We start from the raw sequence: 19,414 nt of genomic DNA on the forward strand, positions 1-19,414 counted from the left end.
GAACACCGTATGCCCGACTTCCAGGTGGCCGTCGTGGACGCCTTCGGCACATCGCACCGCTATGTGGACGCCTTCGCCGCGGTCGGCGGCGCGGTGATCCACGTCCGCAGTACGCCGGACCTTCTGCCGGGAGCAGCTCCCGTGGACCCGGCAAGGTTCAGCCACACGCTGTTCGACGTGGGGGACCTCGACGACCTGACCGGGAGGCTGGAGAGGCTGCGGCCGCTCGCCGTGCTGCCCGGCCGGGAGTCGGGCGTGGAACTGGCCGACGCCCTGGCGGAGCGGCTGGGGCTGCCGTCCAACGGCACGGCGCTCAGTGCCACCCGGCGCGACAAGTACCTCCAGATCGAGCGCGTCCGGGCGGCGGGCGTGCCCGCGATGCGGCAGCTGCGCACCGGCGACGAGGCGGAGCTGCGCGCCTGGCACGCGGACCTGGGCCGGACCGCCGTGGTGAAGCCGCTGCGCGGCGCCTTGGGCCACGGCGTGCGGTTCTGCGACTCGCCCGACGAGTCGGCCGCCGCGCTCGCGGCTCTCCGTGACGAGACCTCGGCGCTCGGCGAGCGGATCACCGAGGTGGTCGCCCAGGAGTACCTCGTCGGCGCCGAGTACATCGTCAACACGGTGAGCTGCGAGGGCGTGCACACCGTCACCGACGTCTGGAGCACGGACCGCGTCACGGCCAACGGCGTCCGGGACCTGGTCGTCGCGCAGATCCTGCTCGACGGCGACGACCCGTGCACCGGCGAACTGGTGCCCTACGCCTTCCGGGTGCTGGACGCCCTCGGCATCCGCCACGGCCCCGCCCACCTGGAGATCAAGCTGACGCCGGCCGGGCCCCGGCTGGTGGAGGCCGGTGCGCGGCCGTCCGGGTTGCCGTACCACGTCGCGGACGCCATCGGCGAGGGCCAGTTGGAGTGGGCCGTCGACGCCTACGTCAGGCCGCGCAGATTCCTCGCCCGGGCCGGCACCCCGTACCGGCGCAGGACCGCCGCCGCATGGGCGGCCCTGGTGTCACCCGCGTCCGGCCGTCTGATGCGCTACCGCGCCCTCGACGAGGTACGGAAGCTGGAGAGCGTACGCGAACTGACGCTGCTGGTCCGGCCGGGCGAGGAGATCACGGCCACCACGTGGGACCTCGCGTATCCCGTCGTCCTGAGCCTGCGGCACCCCGTGGAGGCGGTACTGCGACGCGACCTGAACACCGTGCGGTACCTGGACGGTGCCGCCATGTACGAGATCGACACCCCCTAGCGGGCGGCATACGTCCGCCCTACACGAGTGAGGACACACATATGATGTTCGACCGACGCCATCTGCTCCGTGCGAGCGGCGCCGCCGCGGCCGGGGCCCTCGGCGCCGCGGCCCTGTCGACCCCCGCCACCGCGGCCGGGCCGGCCCGTCTCCCCGCGGACTCCGATCCGACCGCGGGTGTGACCCGCACCCTGCTCCAGGAGCACCCCTCGCCCGCCGACGGCTGGGAAGCCGTGCAGACGCTCGTGCGGATCCCCCGGCACAAGGAGTCGGGCCGGCACAGCCACCCGGGCATCGAGGTGGGCTACATCATCCGGGGCGACGTCCTGATGGAGTTCGACGACCGGCCGCCGCTGCGGCTGCGCACCGGCGACCCGTTCTTCATCCCCGACGGCGCGATCCACAACGCCCGCAACGTCGGCACGGTCACGACGATGATGCTCTCCACATACGTCGTCGACGCGACCAAGCCCCTCGTGACGACGTACTAGAGCGGTCCGGAAGGGCCCCGCCGAAGCGAAAATGCCCCATGGCACACACGTCCGCGCCGAGCCGCCCACCAGCGGCTCGGCGCGGACGCACGCGGTGAAAGCCGTCAGCAGGAGCCGGGCCGCACGGAACTGATCTTGTCGTTCCAGTAGGGGTTCGGGACCCTCATGTCGACGATCGAGGTGTGCGCGTCCACCGTGAACCGGTCGCCCGAGTAGTTGTTGTCGACGTACAGGCAGAAGGCCGAGTCGGTGAAGTTCTGCACCGACGAGGTCTTGTCCTGCATGCTCCCGCTGGGAAGCGCCGAGACCTTGCCGAGGTCGCTCTCCGATTCCCAGGAGCCGAAGCAGATGTGGGTGCCGTTGTAGTTGATGTTGTCCCAGAGCACGAGGGCGCCGTCGCAGCTCGCGGCCGGCGCCGCGGAGGCGGGGGAGACGCCGAGAGCCAGGGTCGCGACGGCGCCGCAGGCGAGAGCCGCGAGGGAACGAACGAGCATGGTTGTCCTTCCGGTCGGAGGTGTGACACGACGGCCCGCCGGAACGAGGAGGGCCTTACGTGCCACCGGGTCAGTCAGTACACGGCTGAGGCGGGGCCCCGGGTTCACGTGGATATGTCACACGGGCCGGCCACGGCCGACACGGCATCCCTCAGGCCGCCTCGGGCCGTACGACGGCACGCAGCTTGCGCAGGGCGTTGTGCTGACGGCTCTTGACGGTGCCGACCGGTACTCCGAGGATGCCGGCGGTCTCCTGGAGGGTGCGGTCGCACAGGTAGATGTGCACCAGCACCGCACGGTGTTCGGCCGACAGCTTGCGCAGCAGCGGCCGGACCACGAGACGGTCGTGCACCGCCCCGGTGCCGTCGGCACCCGGCATCGGGTCGTTGCAGGCGTCCCCGACGACCTCTCTCCGGGCGTGGGGCTTGCGCACCCAGTCGATGACCAGGTGCCGGGTCACGGTGAAGAGCCAGCCCCGCACGGATCCCTCCATCCCGAGCAGGCGGTCCATGCTCCGCCAGGCGCGGATGACGGCCTCCTGCGCGATGTCCTCGGCGAGTCCGCGGTCACCCAGCATCTTCTCGGCGTACGTAACGAGGCCCTCGCGGTGCTCCCTCATGATGACGCCGAGCAGTTCGGACCGGGACACATCGGTGCGGGGGGTAGCCATGGCGTGATGAACCATCCTGATCCAGTGGAGTGACACGTGTGCGTAAATGGCCTGCGATCCGAGGGAGCGACATGTCGACGTGAGTGGGTACCATGCGCAACGTCGTCCATATCGAGGGAGTGAACGGTTGTGACGAGCCAGTCAGCCGCCACGCTCCGGTCGCGGTACGTGGCACAGGCCGCATCGGACCTGGAGGAGAACCGCCGCCTGCAGCAGGAGCTGACAGAGCGGATCAAGGTGTTGCAACAGCAGGAGGCCCTCCTGAAGGACATCCTGAGCCTCGCCGAGCGGTACGAAGGGTTCGCGGACGCGTCCCGTCTGCCCGAGCAGATGCAGGACGAGCCCGCCGTCGCGAAGTCGAGGCCCGCCTCGCGGCGCCCGGCGCCGGCGCGGACCGCTCGCGCGGGCAGGGCGGCGAAGGCCGGCGCGAAGGGGAAGTCGCGTCAGCCTCTGCTCGGTGACCTGCTCGCCGAGCTGCTCGGCCAGTACAAGGAGCCGCGCCGGGCAAAGGATTTGCGGGACGAGCTCATGGAGAAGTACCCCGACCGCCACCCGACGCCTCAAGTCGTGCGGAACACCCTCGAGTCCCTCGTCGCCAAGGGCCGCATCCGGCGTCACAAGCAGCAGCGTTCCGTCATGTACACCCTGGTGCGGCCGGGGGAGGCCGCGACGGGCGACGCCCACTGACACTCATCCGTTCGTCCCGTCGGCGTGCCGTGCGGACGGGTGTCGTGGCCGGACGGGGAGGGGCCCCTCGTCGCGGTGCGTCGCAGGGGCGGTGCTCCCCGGGCCCGGTATCACAGGAAGTCCGAGGCCGTCGGTCCGTACCCCGACAGGGCCACGCCCGCCGACCAGCTCCACACCTGTATGGCGTCCGGCCCTGCGGGTACCTGTGGGACTCCGGCAGTAACAGGCGCAGCTCCGCGATCGATGCTCTCAGTCACCCCTTCAGGGAGTGATGGCGATGGTGCGGGGACGGAACGGCGATGTCCGGTCTTCCGGGCGAATGAGTGCGTCATGGAAGCCATGTCCTGCCCTCGCTCTTCGGTGGGCGGTGCGGGAGGAGAGGGGGCGGGTCCCGTGCCGGGGGAAGTGGCACGGGACCCGCCGTCAGGGGGTCAGGCGGCAGCCGTGGCGTCGAGAACGACGGGGATGTTGTCGCGCGTGGCCTTGGAGTAGGGGCATATCTCGTGGGCGGCCCGCGTCAGTTCCTCGGCCGTGGTCTGGTCGACGCCGCCGAGTACCGGGCTGAGGACCGCGGAGAGCGTGAATTCACCGTCGTCGCCGTGGGTGAGAGTGATTTCGGCCGTGATGCTGGTGCTGGTCAGCCGTATCCCGCGGGTCGTGGCGGCCCGGCGCAGGGCGCCGAGGAAGCAGCCGGCCCAGCCGGCGGCCAGGAGTTGCTCGGGGTTGGTGGCGGTGCCGGCGCCACCCAGTTCCTTGGGGAGGGCGAGGCCCGTCTCCAAAAGACCGTCGGAGGAGTGAACGCGACCGCCGTTGCGGCCTTCTCCGTCGACGTCGACGACGGCGGTGTAGCTGACTGCCATGACCGGGCTCCCCATCTGATGCGAACAGGTCTTCACCCACCTCCCGATCCAGGACACTTTGTTGTGTCACCGGTTGAGGTGGTGACGTCATCATGGCAACTCCATGCGTCACCAGTCAAGATGGTGACGCATGGAGTGGGTCGCGGATCTCCGCCGTGGTCATTCCGGGGTTGCCGGACCGTGCAGCAGGTCCGCGGTGGTGACGTCCCAGTCGACTCCGGCGAGCTCCTGGCCCGCGGGCACGAGGGAGTACGTGTGCTCCAGCCATGCCGCCAGCGGCGGTATGGGCAGTTCGAACAGCGCCGCCATGTCCCCGGAGGCCAGTTGAAGCCGTGCCGTGGCCCCCTCCTCCAGGCTCGACGGCCACATCTGGACGTCACCGAGGCCACTCATCGCGTACAGCCCCTGTTGCAGGAGGTCCCGCCCGATCCGCCACAGCACCCGCGGGCCGCCCTCGGCGAGGAGTTCCACCGAGACGGTCAGGGGCAGTGCCGGGTCGTACCGGAACTCGGCCCTGATCGCCTGCCGGGCCGAGACGTCCAGCACGCGCTCGATGTCCAAGGACAGCCGCCGACAACCGTGCGGTGCTGTCCGGCGGTTCTGTACACCTGGCTGGTCGCCGCTCATGACGGGTGGGTCCTTCCCTGCTGCGGAAGCTGGCCCGGCCCACTCTCGTCCGCGTGGAAGCGCCGTACATAAGTAACTTGACCGTCGGACACGACCTGCCGTGTCGGTTCCCGCGCCGACCGGCGCCCGCCGGCCGGACCGCCGTCCGCCTCGGCACGTCCCTTCCGGGACACCCCTTGGGGTCGACTCGGCCTGCGCGCGCCGAGGGCCGCCGACATTAAGTCATTCGACTGTCGTCCCCGGCCCCTGTCTGAACGATGCTGAGACAGCCGCCGGTGCCCCGGTGCCCATGGTCGTCGTGCTCGGAGGTGCCAGCCGTGAAACGTACTCCCGTCGTCTTCATCCATGGCGTGTGGCTGCACGCGCTCTGCTGGGAGTCGTGGGTCGAGCTCTTCACCGGCAGCGGCTTCCTCGCCCTCGCACCCGGCTGGCCGGGGGAGGCCGGGACCGCCCCGGACGTGCGCACGTCACCGGAGCCGCTCGGCCGGGTCGGTCTGGACGCGCTGACCGAGCACTACGCCGCGATCGTGCGGTCGTTCGACGTCGCGCCGGTGATCGTCGGACACTCTGTCGGCGGGCTCATCGCACAGCACCTCGTCACCGCCGACGTAGGCCAAGCCGCCGTCGCCATCGCCCCGGCCCCGGTCAACGACATACCGCTGCCCGCGTCGCCCGGCCGACTGCCGCCGCCCGGCCGGTGCGACCCCGCCGGCGAACTGGTGACCCTGTCGCCGGAACAGTTCCACCACCTCTTCGCCAGCACACTCGGAGCGGAGGAGTCCGACCGGCTCCATGACCGCTACGCCGTCCCGGCACCGCGCCGCCTGCTCGCCGACCTCGGGTGCGCGGGTGCTCCCCGCAGCCCGCGCGCCGTGGCGGACGTCGGGAACGCGGGACGCGGCCCGCTCCTGCTGATCTCCGGACAGGAGGACCGACTCGTACCGGACGAGGCCACCCGCGCGGTGTACAAGCAGTACGGCGACACCACGGCCGTCACCGACCTGAAGCAGTTCGCGGACCGGGGGCACTGCTTGGTCATCGACAGCGGATGGCGCTTCGTCGCCGACTACGTGCTCGGCTGGCTGGACGAGCACGGCATCCGGGCCCACCCCCCGCAGGGCTGACGCGCGGCCGGCGAAGGGAACCCCGGGCCGCCGCCGGGCACCGCCACCACCCGCAGCTCTCAGGCGTCCTGGCCGTCGGGCAGCTTGGCCAGGGCGTCGCGCAGCGCGGCGCGGGAGGTGATGCCCAGCTTGGGGAACACCCGGTACAGGTGTGAGCTGACCGTGCGGGGTGACAGGTGCATACGAGCGCCGATCTCCTTGTTGGTCAGACCACTGGCGGCCAGGTCCGCTATCCGGCGTTCCTGCCAGGTCAGGGTCGCCAGGTGTGCCGAGGAGGCGAGCGGGGACGCGCCGGCGGCCCGTAGTTCGGCACGGCTGCGTTCGGCCCAGGCGGGCGCGCCGAGGCGTTCGAAGGTTTCGGTGGCGAGGGTCAGGGTGAGGCGGGCGGCTTTGCGGCCTTGGGTGTGGCGCAGGTGGATGCCGTGGGCGAGGCGGATGCGGGCGAGTTCGTAGGGGAAGGTGGCGGCGGGGTGGGTTTCGGCTTGGTGGTAGTGGTGGCCGGCTTCGGCGGGGTCGGTGGCGGTCATGGCGAGCGCGCCGTGGGTGACGACGGCGAGGCGGGGGGAGATCTCGGGGAGCCGGGCCTGCCGGGCGGCGAGCGCGTGGGCGCGGGCTTGTTCGTGGCGACCGGTGTGGAGGGCTGCTTCGACGAGGTCGAGGAGGGTACGGGGGGCTTGGTGGGCGTAGGGGGTGAAGGTGCCGGGGGGTGTGATGCCGATGGCGTGGAGGTAGGCGGCTTCGTAGTCGCCCTCGGTGAGGGCGGCGGTGGTGCCGGTGGCGTCCGCGATCTGGGTGAGGAAGCCGACGCCGCGCGGCCGGGCCCAGGCGTCGACGGCCGCCTGGTGCCGGCGGGCGACGTCGCTTCGGCCGCGCATCGCCGCCAGCAGACCCAGATACCCCCGGGCATGATGCGCGAACAGCATGTGGCTATGAGAGGTCGCCAGGTCCAGGCACTGCTGCCCGGTCCGCTCGGCCTCGTCCCACTCGCCGACCGCCATCTGGTCCAGCATGATCTGGTGCAGCATCGTCATGCTGGTCGCCATGGCGCCCGACCCGGACTCACGGTCCAGGGCGCGCTGGAGCAGGGGCCGGTACTGGCCGAGGACGTCCACGTGATAGGCGGCGACGCCCAGCCGCGTGATATCCCACGGCTCCGGATCGCGCAGGGCGGCGAAGGCGTTCTCCACCCGCTCGCGCACACCGGCGCCGCGCCGCACCACATCCCCCCAGGCGTCCTGGTAGATGCGGGAATGGGCGGGCACCAGCTCGCCCAGGGTGTCGAGCAGCGCGTGCGTCCGCTCCCACGCGGCCTCGTCGCTCGCGTACTGGTTGATGGCCAGCAGCAGGTTGATCAGCCGCGTGAGCACCTCGTGCGAGTCCTTGACGCCGTTGTCCCGCAGGTCCTCGATCGCCGCGACGACATGGCGCCGCGAGGACCGTACGTCCCCGTCCTCGTACAGCGCCGCGTAGGCGGCCGCGACCACCGAGGCGGGGGAGTGGCCGCCGCCGGGCACGGGCCCCGGGACCAGGTGCCGGGCCCGGCCGAGCAGACCGGCGTGACCGGCGACGAACGCCGCGTCCCCCAGCCGCCTGGACCGCTCCTCCGGCCGCTCGCTCAGCTCCGCCGCGCGGGTCAGCCAGGACACGGCGACCATCGCCCCGCCGCGCCGGATCACCGACTCGGCCGCCGCCTCCAGCGCCGCCGCGACCTCCTCGTCCGGGTCGACCGTCGCGGCCGCCAGATGCGTGGCACGCCGCTCCACGTCCTCACGGTGCACCCGGGCGAGGGCCGCGTGCGCCGCGCGCCGCTCGTTGGGGGTCGCCAGCTGGACGACGGTCGAGCGCACCAAGGGGTGCCGGAAGACGAAGTCGCCGCTGAGCGGATCGATGTCCAGCAGACCGCAGGCCGCGGCCTCGTCCGCGTCCAGCATGCGGTAGCGCGTGCCACGCGGGTGCCGGGCCGCCGTTCCCGCTCCGACGCCGTCCAGGGCGCCGCGCAGCAGCTCCGTGCGGACGCCGTCGCCCAGCGCCCTGATGCGGTCGCCGTACACCTGCTGGAGGCGCTGGGGCAGGGGAACGCCCGGGTAGCCGGACAGGGCCTCCCGGTTGGCCGCCGGGCGGCCGCCGCGCGGTACATGGGGCGGCAGTTCCAGCAGGGCCAGCGCGTTGCCCTGGGCCTCGTCGAGCACCAGACGCCGGATCACCGGGTCCAGCCCCGGATGGCGCAGGTCCAGGAGCTGCTCGGACGCCTTCTCCGACAATGTGGGTACCGCGAGCCGGGGCAGCGCGGCCGTGTCGAAACCGGAGGTCACGTCGGACCGCAGGCCGACGAGGAGCTTCACCGAGCTGCCGGTGAGCCGTCGCCCCACGAATCCGCACACCTCGATGCTGGAGGTGTCGAGCCACTGGCCGTCGTCCAGCACCAGGAGGAGGGGTTGCTGGGAAGCGGCGAGCGAGAGCACGTCGAGGACGGCGATGCCGAGGGTCATGACCGAGGGAGGTGAGCCCTCGCCGCGGCCGAAGACGACGTCGAACACCTCCCGGTGGACGTCGTCCAGCCGGTCGATGTGCGGCAGCAGCGGGTGGAGGAACTGGTGCAGGCCCGCGAACGGCAGCTGCGACTCGGCCTCCACACCGGCCGCCCGGACGACTCGGTGCCGCTCGCCCTCGGCGAGCGCGGCGGCGTGCTCCAGCAGGGCGCTCTTGCCCACGCCCGTGTCGCCGTGCAGGACGAGGGCCCGGCCCCCGGCGGCCGTCACGAACTCGGACAGCGCCTCCTGTTCGCGCTCGCGGCCGACTGTCGTTCCGGCGATCGACTCCATCGTCCCCCACTTCCTTCCCCGCTGGACGGGCCCGGCTCACACGTTATGGTCGTCGCCCACTCCCGCCATGTGCCGGCCTCACACGAAAGGCTAGAGGTCCCACGGGAATTTCGATACCGGGTATGGCCGGACACGTTTGTCCCGCTCATGGCCGGATGTTGCCGGTGGGTCGCACCGGTCCGGCACGGCCACTTCGACACGTGTGAGTCGGTGCCATGTGTGTCTCAGCGCCACACCGGGACCGCGAGGGCCCGTCGCCCGGTCAGGAGGCGCCGAGGCCGTGCAGCAGCGTGTCGACGACGACGTCCGCGGCCTGGCCGGGGCTCAGTTCGGGACGCTGCCGGGACACCAGGTGCATGAGGTCCGGCAGGAGCGCGCTCGCCCATCCCTCCGGGAGGCCGGGCCGCAGCAGCCCCTCGTCGGTGGCCCGTTCGAGGAAGGCGTCCACCTCGCGGACGGCCGCGTCACGTCGTGCGCGCACGCTCTCGTCGGCGAGCATGCGGGCGAGGTCCACGGGCCAGGCGCGGTTGACGGCGATGATGTTCTCGACGTAGCGGTGCAGGGCCACGGCCACGGGTGCCTCCCGCAGCCGGGCGTCCTCGATGGCCTTCTCGATGGCCGTCAGCCGGGCTTCGTAGATGGCGGCGAGGAGATCCTCGCGGGAGGCGAACCGGCGGTAGACGGTGCGCCGGTCCACGCCGGCCTCGGCGGCGATGCTCGCGATGCTCGCGCCCGGGTCGGCGGCGAGCATGCGCGCGCCGGTGGTCAGGACGGTTTCGAGGTTGCGTGCTGCGTCGGCTCTCACAGCACCGAGTCTAACCAGCGAATGTGGAGCCTGAGGGGATAATCGCATCAATGCTGTGCCTAATACCCTAGGAACGGCCACATCGGAGTGACGGTTGTCTGACGGTGTGATCACTGCGTACGCGCCGCCCCGCCCGGTGCGCTCTCGGAAAGTCTCTTGAGCTGTGCCAGCCAGAGGGTGTTCAGGTGCTGCTCCCACGCGGGGGACGGCGCGGCGAGGGACTTCGCGGCAGGGCCGCGGACCACGCTCGCGACCACCGCGTGAGTGCCGTCCGCGACGGCGGTGAGCAGCCAGGCCTGGTACACCTGAACCCCTGCGCCGACCCCCGACCAGCCGAGCCGGCGGGGCGCCACCCGCTCCCCCATGAAGACCTCGAACCGCTGCCCGTGGAACAGCACTTCGTACGTCCTGGCGAGCGGACCGGCCCGCGCCTCGGTGATGCCCGGAACCCACTCCGGCCACCCCGGCACATCGGCCAGCAGGGCGAAGGCCGTGTCGGGCGGCGCGTGCACGACGGCCTGGGCCTGGCAGAAACCGTGGGCCTGCTCGGGCGAGAAACCCGACGGCCAGTGGATGTCCGGATGGCTGTCCGAGGTGTCGGGCATCCGGTCTTCCTTTCGCGTCGCCGTCGGCGGCTCCCGGGACGGCCGCGCGGGAGAAGGCTCCAGAGCCGCTCCGGCGTCCACTGTGCGCGGGGCCCATGAGCCCGGCATACGTCAAATGACTGAGCGAACGCCCGTGCCGTCAGAGCTCCCCGCCCCTCGTCACTCCTCCCGGTCGAGGTCCAGTCCGGAGAGCGCGTCCCGCAACGCGGCACGGGAACTGATGCCCAGTTTGGGATAGATCTGGTAGAGGTGCGTGCCGATGGTCCGATGGGACAGGAACAGCCGCTCCGCGATCTGCTTGTTCGTCAGCCCCGTCGCCGCGAGCGTGGCGATCTGGAGTTCCTGGGCGGTCAGGGTCACGGGCCCCGGCCGCGCGGAGGCCGGCGCGGACATGCCGCTCGCCCGCAGCTCGGCCGCCGCACGCGTCACCCAGGGCTTGGCGCCCAGCCGCTGGAAGGCATCCATGGCGAGGCTCAGCTGCTCCCTGGCCTCCGTGGTGGCACGCAGCCGCCGCAGCCGTTCGCCGTGGAAGAGGCGGACCCGGGCGGCGTCGAAGGGCCAGCGCTCCGGCCCCGGCAGGGCCAGTGCCCGCTCGAACAGGGCGACGGACTCCTCGCCGGGGGTCGTCAGCGCCTCGCAGGCCACGACCAGCAGTTCCAGGCGGGGCGACAACTCGGCCATCGCGGACGCGCGCATCGCCGCCGCGTGGGCGGCCGCCTCCTGCTCCCGTCCGGTCCGCAGAGCCGCCTCGACCAGGTCCATCGTGCCCCACATGGCGATCGGCACGTAGGGGGCCACGGTCCCGGGCGGGCTGAGCGCGCGGGCGTGCCGGTAGGCGGTCTCGAAGTCACCGCTGCCGACAGCGGCCAGCGCCCTGGCGTGGCAGGCGAAGAACCGCGCGCCATGAACCCCGCGGGGTGTGGCCCACCGGACGATCTCCTCGGTCAGCGCGGCGGCGGTCTCCGCGTCGCCCCGCGCCGCGGCCACGGCCGCCCGCACGTACTGGAAGTACCACGCGAAGAACCGGTAGTCGTGGTCCGTGCACAGGGCGAGCCCCTCGGCGGCCAGCTCCGCGGCGTCGTCCCAGCGGCCCAGGTGGAAGTAGTCCAGGCCCAGGTGCATCAGCGCGCCCAGATGCCGGCGCACCGGCGAGGTGCCGGCGCGGCCCTGCTCCACCAGCCGGCGGGTGGCGAACCGGAAGTCCCCGAGCCGGTCGGCGAAGACCGAGGCGGTGCCGACGCGGATCACCCGGGTGGGATCGTCCCCGACGGTGGCGATCAGCTCCTTCAGCCGGGGCAGCGCGGAGGGACCTGTGCGCGCCGGGTCGGCGAAGGTCCGCACGATGACCCACAACAGCTCCGGCGGTTCGGGGGTGAGGCGGTCCACGAACGTCAGCAGTGGCTGCCACAGCGCGGGCTCACCGCCGTACCAGCACAGCAGCACCATCAGGTGCAGGGCCTCGACGAGGGCCTCGTCGGAGGCGTCGTAGCCGTGGTCACCGGACTCGATCGCCCCGACCAGCAGCCGGTAGGCGGTGTCGATGTCGCCGTCCCGGTTGATCAGCAGGAACGCGGAGGCGGCCGCCGCGTGCAGCGACTGCCGCCCGGTACCGGGATGGGCCAGCCGGGCTCCCGCCAGCAGACGCGAGGCGTCCTCCAGTTCACCGCTGGAGTCCACGCCCACGTACGCCGCCTCGGCCAGCCGCCGGCTCGCGTCGGCCGCGGTGGGGCTGAGCCCGGCGGCCCGGGTCAGCGCCGTCACCGCCCCGAGCGCGTCCCCGCGGCGAAGCCGGCGCCGCGCCGCCTCCTCCAGCAGGGCCGCGACCGTCGCGTCCGGACCCAGGGCAGCCTCTCCCAGATGCCAGGCCCGCCGCTCCAACTGGCCACCGAGCACAGCGGCGAGCGCCTGGTGAGTCCTTCTGCGTTCGGAGGCGGTGGCCAGCTCGACCACCGCGGAGCCGATCAGCGGGTGCCGGAAGGACAGCCGCCGGTTGTCCGCCGACACCGTCACCAGCCGGCTGCGTTCGGCGGGGGCCAGATCGTCGATGGCGGCCCGGCCGGCCGCGGCCGCCTCGATCGTGGCCAGCTCACCGGTGCCGTCGAGGGCGGCGATCAGCAACAGCTCCCGGCTGCGTTCGGGCAGTCCGGCCACGCGCGAGGCGAACATGGCCTGCAGGCGCTCGGTCAGGGGCAGCACGGTGGGCACCGCGGCGAGGGTCGCCCGCTGCTCGGCGGAGAGCGCCACGGGCAGCTCCACCAGCGCCAGCGGGTTGCCGCGTGCCTCGGCGGCGATACGGCGCCTGACCGCGGGGGAGACATCGGGGTGGGCCAGGGCGAGCAGCTCGGCCGACGCCGCGTCGTCGAGCGGCGCCAGCCGGTGCTCGGTCAGTCCACCGGCCTCGAAGAAGCTGTCGGAGCCCGCACGGGAGGCCGCGAGGAAGCCGATACGGCTGCCGACGAGCCGCCGTGCCACGAAACCGAGCACGGCGTTGGTCGCCCGGTCCAGCCACGGCAGGTCGTCCACGACGAGCAGCAGCGGCGTCTCGGCGGCTGTCAGCCGCAGCAGCAGGAGGACCGCGGTGGAGGTCAGCAGGCGGTCGGGAGCGGGCCCGCCGCCGATGCCGACGGCGACCCGCAGGGCGTCGCGGTGCGGGTTGTCCAGGACGTCCAGTTCGTCGAAGAGCGGTACGAGGAGCTGGTTGAGACCCGCGTAGCTGATGTCCGCCTCGAACTGCACACCGGCCGCGCGCAGTACCCGGACGCCGTTGCGCACGGCGCCTGCCGCCACCGCGTCGAGGACCGCGCTCTTGCCCACCCCGGCCTCGCCCGACAGCAGCAGGGCCGCACCGTGGACCTCGGTGTTGCCGAAGAAGGAGTGGATGAACGCCAGGTCCGCGTCGCGTCCGACCAGCCGTGGCGTGGCCGGGCAGACGGTCGAGTCCGGGTCAGTCATCGGGCTGCCTCCAACGGCCGACGTACGGAGGCCCGGTGCCCTGCGCCGGCCTGGCTGTTCCCGCCCCCAGGATCCGTGCACCCCCATGCGATCACCGCAGTCTAGAGGACGCCAGGAGCAGCACCTCGGCCGCTCGCCGACCTGGTCGCGTACGGCGGCCCGGGCTCGTACGCGGATGGGGGCAGCCCGTCCGGCGCCGCGGTGACCGGGCTACCGAGGAGCCCCGCCCTCCGCCGTGTTCCGGGCGGGCTGCCGCGCGGTCCAGGAGCTGAGGATGCGCAGGGCGTCGTGGGAGGGGCTGCCCGGCTCGGCGGTCAGGACCATCAGACGCTGTCCCGAGCCGTCGGGGCTGGCCCAGGTGTCGCAGTCGAGGGTGAGATCGCCGACGAGGGGGTGACGGTATCGCTTGGTGCCGTAGGCGGTCGTGACGACGCGGTGTTCCGCCCACCACGGGCCGAAGTCGGGATCCTGGACGGCCAGTTCGCCGACGAGGCGGGCCAGGTGGGGATCGTCCGGGTCGGCCGCGGCTTCCCTGCGCAGGGCGGCGAGGGCGTCGCGGGCGTCGTGCTCCCAGTCCCGGTGCATGCCGCGGACGGCCGGGTCGGAGAACAGCAGGTACACGTAGTTGCGGCGGTCGGGAGGGACGGCCGAGAAGTCCGTGTAGAGCGCGACCGCCGCCTGGTTCCAGGCCAGGACGTCCAGGCGCTTGCCGAGCACCAGGGCAGGGGTATGGGTGAGCTGGTCGAGCAGACGGCGCATGGCGGGCCGTAGCCGTTGGGCGGGCGGCCGGCGGCGTGGGCGGTCGTCGCTCCGGCCGGCCAGCTCGTACAGGTAACTCTGCTGGTCCTCGTCGAGGCGGAGGGCGCGGGTGAGGGTGGCCAGGACGGGGGCGGACGCGCGGACGCGGCCCTGTTCGAGGCGGGTGTAGTAGTCCACGCTGATCGCGGCGAGCCGGGCGACCTCCTCACGGCGCAACCCGGCGACCCTACGGCCGGATCCCGCGTCCGGCAGTCCGCACTCCCGCGGTGTCAACTGCGCCCGGCGGGCTTTGAGGAACCCACCGAGGTACGTATGGGAGTTCATGTCATTCACCATCACATGTCAGCCGTCGGGACACGACGACGCCGGGGCGGATCAACGCGCGGTGGCGCGGGCGGCTCGCTCGACGACGTCCGCGACGAGGTGGGGGTGGGAGACGGCCACGGAGTGCGAGGCGGCCACCTCGATGGTGTGGGCGTGGGCGCGCGCGGCCATGAAACGCTGGGCGGCGGCCGGTATGTTCAGGTCCTCGGTGGTGACGACGTCCCAGCTGGGCTTGGTCTGCCAGGCGGCGACGGTGGCCTTCTCCTCCAAGGCGGCCTGGGCGATCGGGCGCTGCCCGGCGGCCATGAGAGCGGCCTGCCCCGCGGGCACGTCGGCGGCGAACTGGTGGCGGAACTCGTCCTGCCGGATGTACAGGTCGGTGACGGTGGTGCCGTCGGCCTGCCGGTAGGCGACCGGGTCCAGGGCGTCGGGGAGCGTGGAGCCCGGGAACTTCTCGGTGAGTTCCAGCGCGGTCTCCCCGGGGGCCGGGAGGAAGGCGGCGACGTAGACCAGCGCCTTGACGTCGGGGTCGCCTGCGGCGGCCTCGCTGATGACGTTGCCGCCGTAGGAGTGGCCGACGAGGATCTTGGGGCCCTTGATGTGGTCGAGGACCGTACGCAGGGCGGCGGCGTCGGAGGCCGGGCCGCGCAGCGGGTTGGCGGCGGCGACGACGGGGTAGCCGTCGGCGCGCAGGTCGGCGATGACACCGTTCCAGCCGGAGCCGTCGGCGAAGGCCCCGTGTTCCAGGACGACGGTCGGCTGGACGCGCGGTCCGCCGGCGGCGGCCTCGGCGCCGGTCGCCCCGTCGGCGGTCCCGCTCAGGGCGAACGCGCAGAGCGCGAGTCCCGCCGTGAGTGTGGAGACCGCCCTCGTCACCACTCGATTGCGCCCACCCTTGATGCTCACCACGACAGACCTCTTTTCGGATGTTCCGGAAGCGGGCGGACCGGCTGCGCCGGATTCATCACCGCCCTGACTTTGTGACGCGATGCAGACTCGTCCGTCACCAGTCCTGATGGTGACGACAGGTCTGGGATTCGCTACAGGTGGGCGGCGTCGACGACCGCCTGCGCGAAGACGGTGGGTGCCTCCTGCGGCAGGTTGTGGCCGATGTCCGCGATGGTCCGGTGCTCGTAGGGGCCGGTGAAGTGGCTGCGGTAGGCGGAGCCGCCCCCGGGCGGGGTGAAGGGGTCCAGGGCCGGGTCCAGCGTGATGGTGGGGACGCCGATGGAGGGCTGGGCGGAGAGCCGCTGCTCGTAACGGTCGTAGCGGGGCTCGCCGTCGACGAGGCCGATGCGCCAGCGGTAGTTGAAGAGGACGATGGCGGCGTAGTCCGGGTTGAGGAAGGCCTGGGCGGTGCGCTGGTAGGTGGCGTCGTCGAAGTCCCAGTTCGGGGAGACGAGGGTCCACACATAGCGGCACAGGGCGAGACGCTCGTCGGGATTCTCCATCGCCTTCTTGCCGCGCTCGGTGGCGAAGTACCACTGGTACCACCAGTTGTGCTCGACGGCGGGAGCGGCCGGCTCCAGCTGCGCCTTGCGGTCGGTGATGACGTAACCGCTGGTGGAGACCAGCGCCTTGACGCGGTCGGGCCACAGGGCGGCGATGATGTCGGCGGTGCGCGAGCCCCAGTCGAAGCCGGCCAGAACCGCTTCGCGGATTTTCAGCGCGTCCATCAGGGCGATGATGTCGAGGGCGATCGCGGACTGCTCGGCGGTGCGGGGCGTGCGGCCGGACAGGAACCGTGTGGTGCCGTGGCCGCGCAGGTAGGGGACGATGACGCGGTAGCCCAGGGCGGCGAGGAGCGGGGCGACGTCGACGTAGCTGTGGATGTCGTAGGGCCAGCCGTGCAGGCAGATGACGACCGGGCCGTGGTGGGGCCCGAGTTCGGCGTAACCGACGTCCAGCACGCCCGCCTTGACGTGCTTCAGCGTGGGGAAGGCGGTGTGGGTGCCGGGGGTGATGGTGGGCACGGTGGGAGCCGCCCCGCCTCCCGGCTGCCGCGCGGCGGTCGTGGCGGACGCCTGGCTCTGCACTCCGGTCAGTGCCATGGCGGCCGCGCCGGTGCCCAGGCCGACGGCCTTGCTGAAAGTACGCCTGTTGATCATTCGAAACCCTTCGTCGTGCGTGGCCGGTGACCCTTCCGTGCCGGGAGCCTCGTCGCCCACCCCGGCGGCGCGGGGTCACTGCTCCTTGCGGCGTGATGACCCTTGCACGCGATGCGTCACCAGTCAAGCAGGTGACGCGCTTCTCGTCGGTGGTGGAACTGGAGGCGGCCGTGTACGGGCTGGAGGCTCGGAAGCCTTCGCCCCGCGGCCCGGACCGGCCGCCCACACTCTCGTCCGCGACGGATCCGGGCGCATCAGCCGTATGACGGTGTGACGGGACCGGGTGACACGTGTGCCCGCGCGGCGATTGGGTCGTGCGTCACGCCCGCCGGGGAGGGATGCAGTCGTCCGACTGAAGCAACTTCACCGCGGCGAGGAGGAATGCAAGCCTGCCACCACGCTGATGAGTCGATTAACAAACTAAGTGCTACATTCAAGTGGCAGTTGGGTGGGAGTCCCGGCCACCCCTGAACCCGCGCCAGACGGAAGAGGGAAGTGCATGATCACCTACGACCGGCTCTACATCGGAGGTCGCTGGGTCGAGCCGAGCGACCCGCGGTTGCTCGACATCGTGTCGCCGCACGACCAGTCGGTGATCGCCCGCGCCGCCCAGGCGCGGCCCGCGGACATCGACCGCGCGGTCGCCGCCGCCCGGAAGTCCTTCGACGAGGGCGGGTGGCGGCTGACCCCGCCGGCCGAGCGGATCGCCGTCCTGCGCCGGTTCAACGCCCTGCGCGAGGAGAACGCGGAGAAGATCGCGGAGCTGATCTCTATGGAGAACGGCTCGGCGGGCTGGTTCACCCGCGCCGGGCAGCCCGGCCTGACCCGCCAGGCCAACGCCTACCTGAAGGCGGCGGAGGAGTTCGCCTGGGAAGAGACACTGGCCCCCTCCGACCCGGCCTCCCCGGTGCGCAGCGTGGTACGCCGGGAGGCGATCGGCGTCGTGGCCGCGGTCATCCCGTGGAACTCGCCCTTCTCGTCGGCCACCTCGAAGATCATCCCGGCCCTGGTCACCGGGAACTCCGTGATCCTCAAGGTGTCTCCGGAGAACTCGCCGAGCATGGGCTTCCTGGCCGAGCTGCTGGAGCAGGTGGGCCTGCCCGAGGGGGTGCTCAGCGTGCTGCCCGCGGACCGGGAGACCAGCGAGTACCTCGTGTCCCACAAAGATGTCGACAAGATCGCCTTCACCGGCTCGACACGCGCCGGCCGTCGCATCGCCTCGATCGCGGGCGAGCAGCTGAAGCGGGTGAGCCTGGAGCTGGGCGGCAAGTCCGCGGCCGTCATCCTGCCGGACGCGGACCTCGGCAAGGCGGTCGCGGGCCTGAAGTTCGGCTCCCTCCTCAACAACGGCGAGTCGTGCATCGCGCAGACCCGCATCCTGGCTCCCCGCAGCCGGTACGAAGAGGTCGTGACCGCGCTGAAGGAGCTGGTGGAATCGCTGAAGGTCGGTGATCCCGGCGACCCCGAGACCTTCATCGGCCCGATGATCCGCCCGGACCAGCAGGAGCGCGTGCGCGACTACATCCGGCTCGGCATCGAGGAAGGCGCCCGCCTGGTCACCGGCGGGCCGCAGATCCCCGAGGGTCTGGAGAAGGGCAACTACGTCACGCCCACCGTCTTCGCCGACGTCGACAACTCCATGCGGATCGCGCGGGAGGAGATCTTCGGCCCGGTCCTGGTCGTCATCGCCTACGACGACGAGGACGACGCGGTGCGCATCGCCAACGACTCCGAGTACGGCCTCTCCGGCGGTGTCTGGTCCGCCGACGAGGAGCGCGCCCTGGCCGTGGCCCGCCGCGTCCGCACCGGCACCGTCACCGTCAACGGTGCCTCCGTCGCCTTCGACGGGCCGTTCGGCGGCTTCAAGGCCAGCGGAATCGGCCGCGAGTACGGCGCGGTCGGCATCGGAACCTACACCGAGTACAAGACCATCACCGTCTGACCCCCGGGAACCGAACCGCCGACGGCGGCAGATGGCCTGCCCACCTGCCGCCGTCGGGTGTGAACGGAACACACGTGTCTGTTACGCCGGGACCACCCGGTAGCTGAGCGCCGCCCATGGAAGGTTCGACTGCGCCAGCGAGCCGCTGCCCCAGGCGTAACCGGTGCAGCCGGTCCCGGAGTAGACCACCACGGAGCTGGAGCCGGAGACGACCTGGATGGACAGGGACGGCTCCGACGGAGTGTGACACGTGCCGAAGTCGTCGAGGTCGACCGTCGTCACCGTGCCGGTTCCGTTGCCGCCCGCGTACAGGTAACCGCCCTCCTGAAGGGGAGGCCAGCCGGCGGCCCCGGCCTCGCCGGCACCGAGGCCGATCAGGGTCGCGGCCAAGGTGGCGGCAACGGCTGCGCTACGGATTTTCGTCCTGGGGAGAAACATGTGACCCACCCTTCGTCTGCGTGCCGCCGCGAATGCGCGTCGGCACGAGGGGATCGGCATATGACCGCCACAGATCATTGCACATTGAAGCATGTGTCGAGCAGGGCCGATCCGGCCACACCGTGGAACGTGTCATCAGGGTTGTGTGTCACGAGGAAGCGTCACCGGCTTGACAGGTGACGCGCAAGGGTTCAGGCTGGAGTCGTCCCCGGGCTGACAGGGGACGCCATCCACGAGCGAGGAAGTGGACCATGGCCGTCAACCAGGAACCCACCGTCGACGCGGCCGCAGCGGCGGCCCGGCACGCGCGCTACGGCAGACTGCCCGAGCGCATCCGCTTCGAGGAGATGACCGAGGGGGTGGAGGTAGGTCCGAGCGACGGCACGCGCGCCTCCTACGACCCGGCCGGCACCTGGAAGTACTACTCGTGCCTGGCCCTCGACCTGGGCCTGTAA

At 71.8% G+C, this 19,414-nt stretch carries 18 protein-coding genes; 6 read left to right on the plus strand and 12 right to left on the minus strand.

What is annotated here, in order from left to right:
* Positions 1-9: 9 nt before the first annotated feature.
* Together HB370_RS39910 and HB370_RS39915 are read left to right on the plus strand one after the other, a co-directional pair.
* Positions 10-1,251 carry an ATP-grasp domain-containing protein gene (locus HB370_RS39910; protein ID WP_167513165.1) on the plus strand — a complete coding sequence of 414 codons (1,242 nt, stop codon included), beginning with the start codon at positions 10-12 and terminating at the stop codon, positions 1,249-1,251.
* Positions 1,252-1,292: 41 nt separating this feature from the next.
* On the plus strand, positions 1,293-1,742 hold the full coding sequence (locus HB370_RS39915) for a cupin domain-containing protein (RefSeq protein WP_244405902.1): 450 nt from the start codon (positions 1,293-1,295) through the stop codon (positions 1,740-1,742).
* A gap of 104 nt (positions 1,743-1,846) precedes the next feature.
* On the opposite strand, the gene HB370_RS39920 is transcribed toward HB370_RS39915, so the two are convergent.
* Both HB370_RS39920 and HB370_RS39925 read right to left on the minus strand, forming a co-directional pair.
* Complete coding sequence (locus HB370_RS39920; RefSeq protein WP_167513166.1) at positions 1,847-2,236, minus strand: peptidase inhibitor family I36 protein; 390 nt, start codon at positions 2,234-2,236, stop codon at positions 1,847-1,849.
* A gap of 151 nt (positions 2,237-2,387) precedes the next feature.
* Entirely contained in the window at positions 2,388-2,906 is a 519-nt protein-coding gene (locus HB370_RS39925; RefSeq protein ID WP_244405904.1) for a sigma-70 family RNA polymerase sigma factor, read from the minus strand.
* 129 nt (positions 2,907-3,035) lie between these two features.
* Here HB370_RS39925 and HB370_RS39930 point away from each other — a divergent pair, with 129 nt between their 5' ends.
* Complete coding sequence (locus HB370_RS39930) at positions 3,036-3,593, plus strand: hypothetical protein (protein WP_208974483.1); 558 nt, start codon at positions 3,036-3,038, stop codon at positions 3,591-3,593.
* A gap of 431 nt (positions 3,594-4,024) precedes the next feature.
* Here HB370_RS39930 and HB370_RS39935 read toward each other — a convergent pair whose 3' ends face one another.
* Both HB370_RS39935 and HB370_RS39940 read right to left on the minus strand, forming a co-directional pair.
* A complete protein-coding gene (locus HB370_RS39935; protein ID WP_167513169.1) occupies positions 4,025-4,453 on the minus strand; it encodes an Ohr family peroxiredoxin in 429 nt (142 codons plus the stop codon).
* Positions 4,454-4,612: 159 nt separating this feature from the next.
* Positions 4,613-5,080, minus strand: a complete 468-nt coding sequence (locus tag HB370_RS39940) for an SsgA family sporulation/cell division regulator (RefSeq protein ID WP_167513170.1) — start codon at positions 5,078-5,080, stop codon at positions 4,613-4,615.
* A gap of 317 nt (positions 5,081-5,397) precedes the next feature.
* Between HB370_RS39940 and HB370_RS39945 the strand changes: the two genes are divergently transcribed.
* Complete coding sequence (locus HB370_RS39945) at positions 5,398-6,204, plus strand: alpha/beta hydrolase (RefSeq protein WP_167513171.1); 807 nt, start codon at positions 5,398-5,400, stop codon at positions 6,202-6,204.
* Between the two features lie 59 nt (positions 6,205-6,263).
* Here HB370_RS39945 and HB370_RS39950 read toward each other — a convergent pair whose 3' ends face one another.
* The 7 genes from HB370_RS39950 to HB370_RS39980 form a co-directional block, all read right to left on the minus strand.
* Positions 6,264-9,026: an AAA family ATPase gene (locus tag HB370_RS39950; RefSeq protein WP_167513172.1), complete on the minus strand. Its 2,763-nt coding sequence runs from the start codon at positions 9,024-9,026 to the stop codon at positions 6,264-6,266.
* Between the two features lie 262 nt (positions 9,027-9,288).
* On the minus strand, positions 9,289-9,777 hold the full coding sequence (locus HB370_RS39955; protein ID WP_167513396.1) for a TetR/AcrR family transcriptional regulator: 489 nt from the start codon (positions 9,775-9,777) through the stop codon (positions 9,289-9,291).
* 164 nt (positions 9,778-9,941) lie between these two features.
* A complete protein-coding gene (locus HB370_RS39960) occupies positions 9,942-10,436 on the minus strand; it encodes an SRPBCC family protein (RefSeq protein ID WP_167513173.1) in 495 nt (164 codons plus the stop codon).
* A gap of 159 nt (positions 10,437-10,595) precedes the next feature.
* The gene (locus HB370_RS39965) at positions 10,596-13,388 is read right to left on the minus strand and encodes a LuxR family transcriptional regulator (RefSeq protein ID WP_167513174.1); all 2,793 of its coding nucleotides are present in this window, start codon (positions 13,386-13,388) and stop codon (positions 10,596-10,598) included.
* A gap of 210 nt (positions 13,389-13,598) precedes the next feature.
* Entirely contained in the window at positions 13,599-14,471 is an 873-nt protein-coding gene (locus HB370_RS39970) for a helix-turn-helix domain-containing protein (RefSeq protein ID WP_167513175.1), read from the minus strand.
* 51 nt (positions 14,472-14,522) lie between these two features.
* Positions 14,523-15,380: an alpha/beta hydrolase gene (locus tag HB370_RS39975; RefSeq protein WP_167513176.1), complete on the minus strand. Its 858-nt coding sequence runs from the start codon at positions 15,378-15,380 to the stop codon at positions 14,523-14,525.
* A 131-nt stretch (positions 15,381-15,511) separates the two neighbouring features.
* Positions 15,512-16,579 carry an alpha/beta hydrolase gene (locus tag HB370_RS39980; RefSeq protein WP_167513177.1) on the minus strand — a complete coding sequence of 356 codons (1,068 nt, stop codon included), beginning with the start codon at positions 16,577-16,579 and terminating at the stop codon, positions 15,512-15,514.
* Between the two features lie 499 nt (positions 16,580-17,078).
* Between HB370_RS39980 and HB370_RS39985 the strand changes: the two genes are divergently transcribed.
* The gene (locus HB370_RS39985; RefSeq protein ID WP_167513178.1) at positions 17,079-18,521 is read left to right on the plus strand and encodes an aldehyde dehydrogenase; all 1,443 of its coding nucleotides are present in this window, start codon (positions 17,079-17,081) and stop codon (positions 18,519-18,521) included.
* Between the two features lie 81 nt (positions 18,522-18,602).
* Here HB370_RS39985 and HB370_RS39990 read toward each other — a convergent pair whose 3' ends face one another.
* A complete protein-coding gene (locus tag HB370_RS39990; RefSeq protein ID WP_244405906.1) occupies positions 18,603-18,911 on the minus strand; it encodes a hypothetical protein in 309 nt (102 codons plus the stop codon).
* Between the two features lie 299 nt (positions 18,912-19,210).
* On the opposite strand from HB370_RS39990, the gene HB370_RS39995 reads away from it, so the two are divergent.
* Positions 19,211-19,414: a hypothetical protein gene (locus tag HB370_RS39995; protein WP_167513180.1), complete on the plus strand. Its 204-nt coding sequence runs from the start codon at positions 19,211-19,213 to the stop codon at positions 19,412-19,414.

The sequence above is a fragment of the Streptomyces sp. DSM 40868 genome (assembly GCF_011820545.1).
GTDB lineage: Bacteria > Actinomycetota > Actinomycetes > Streptomycetales > Streptomycetaceae > Streptomyces > Streptomyces eurythermus.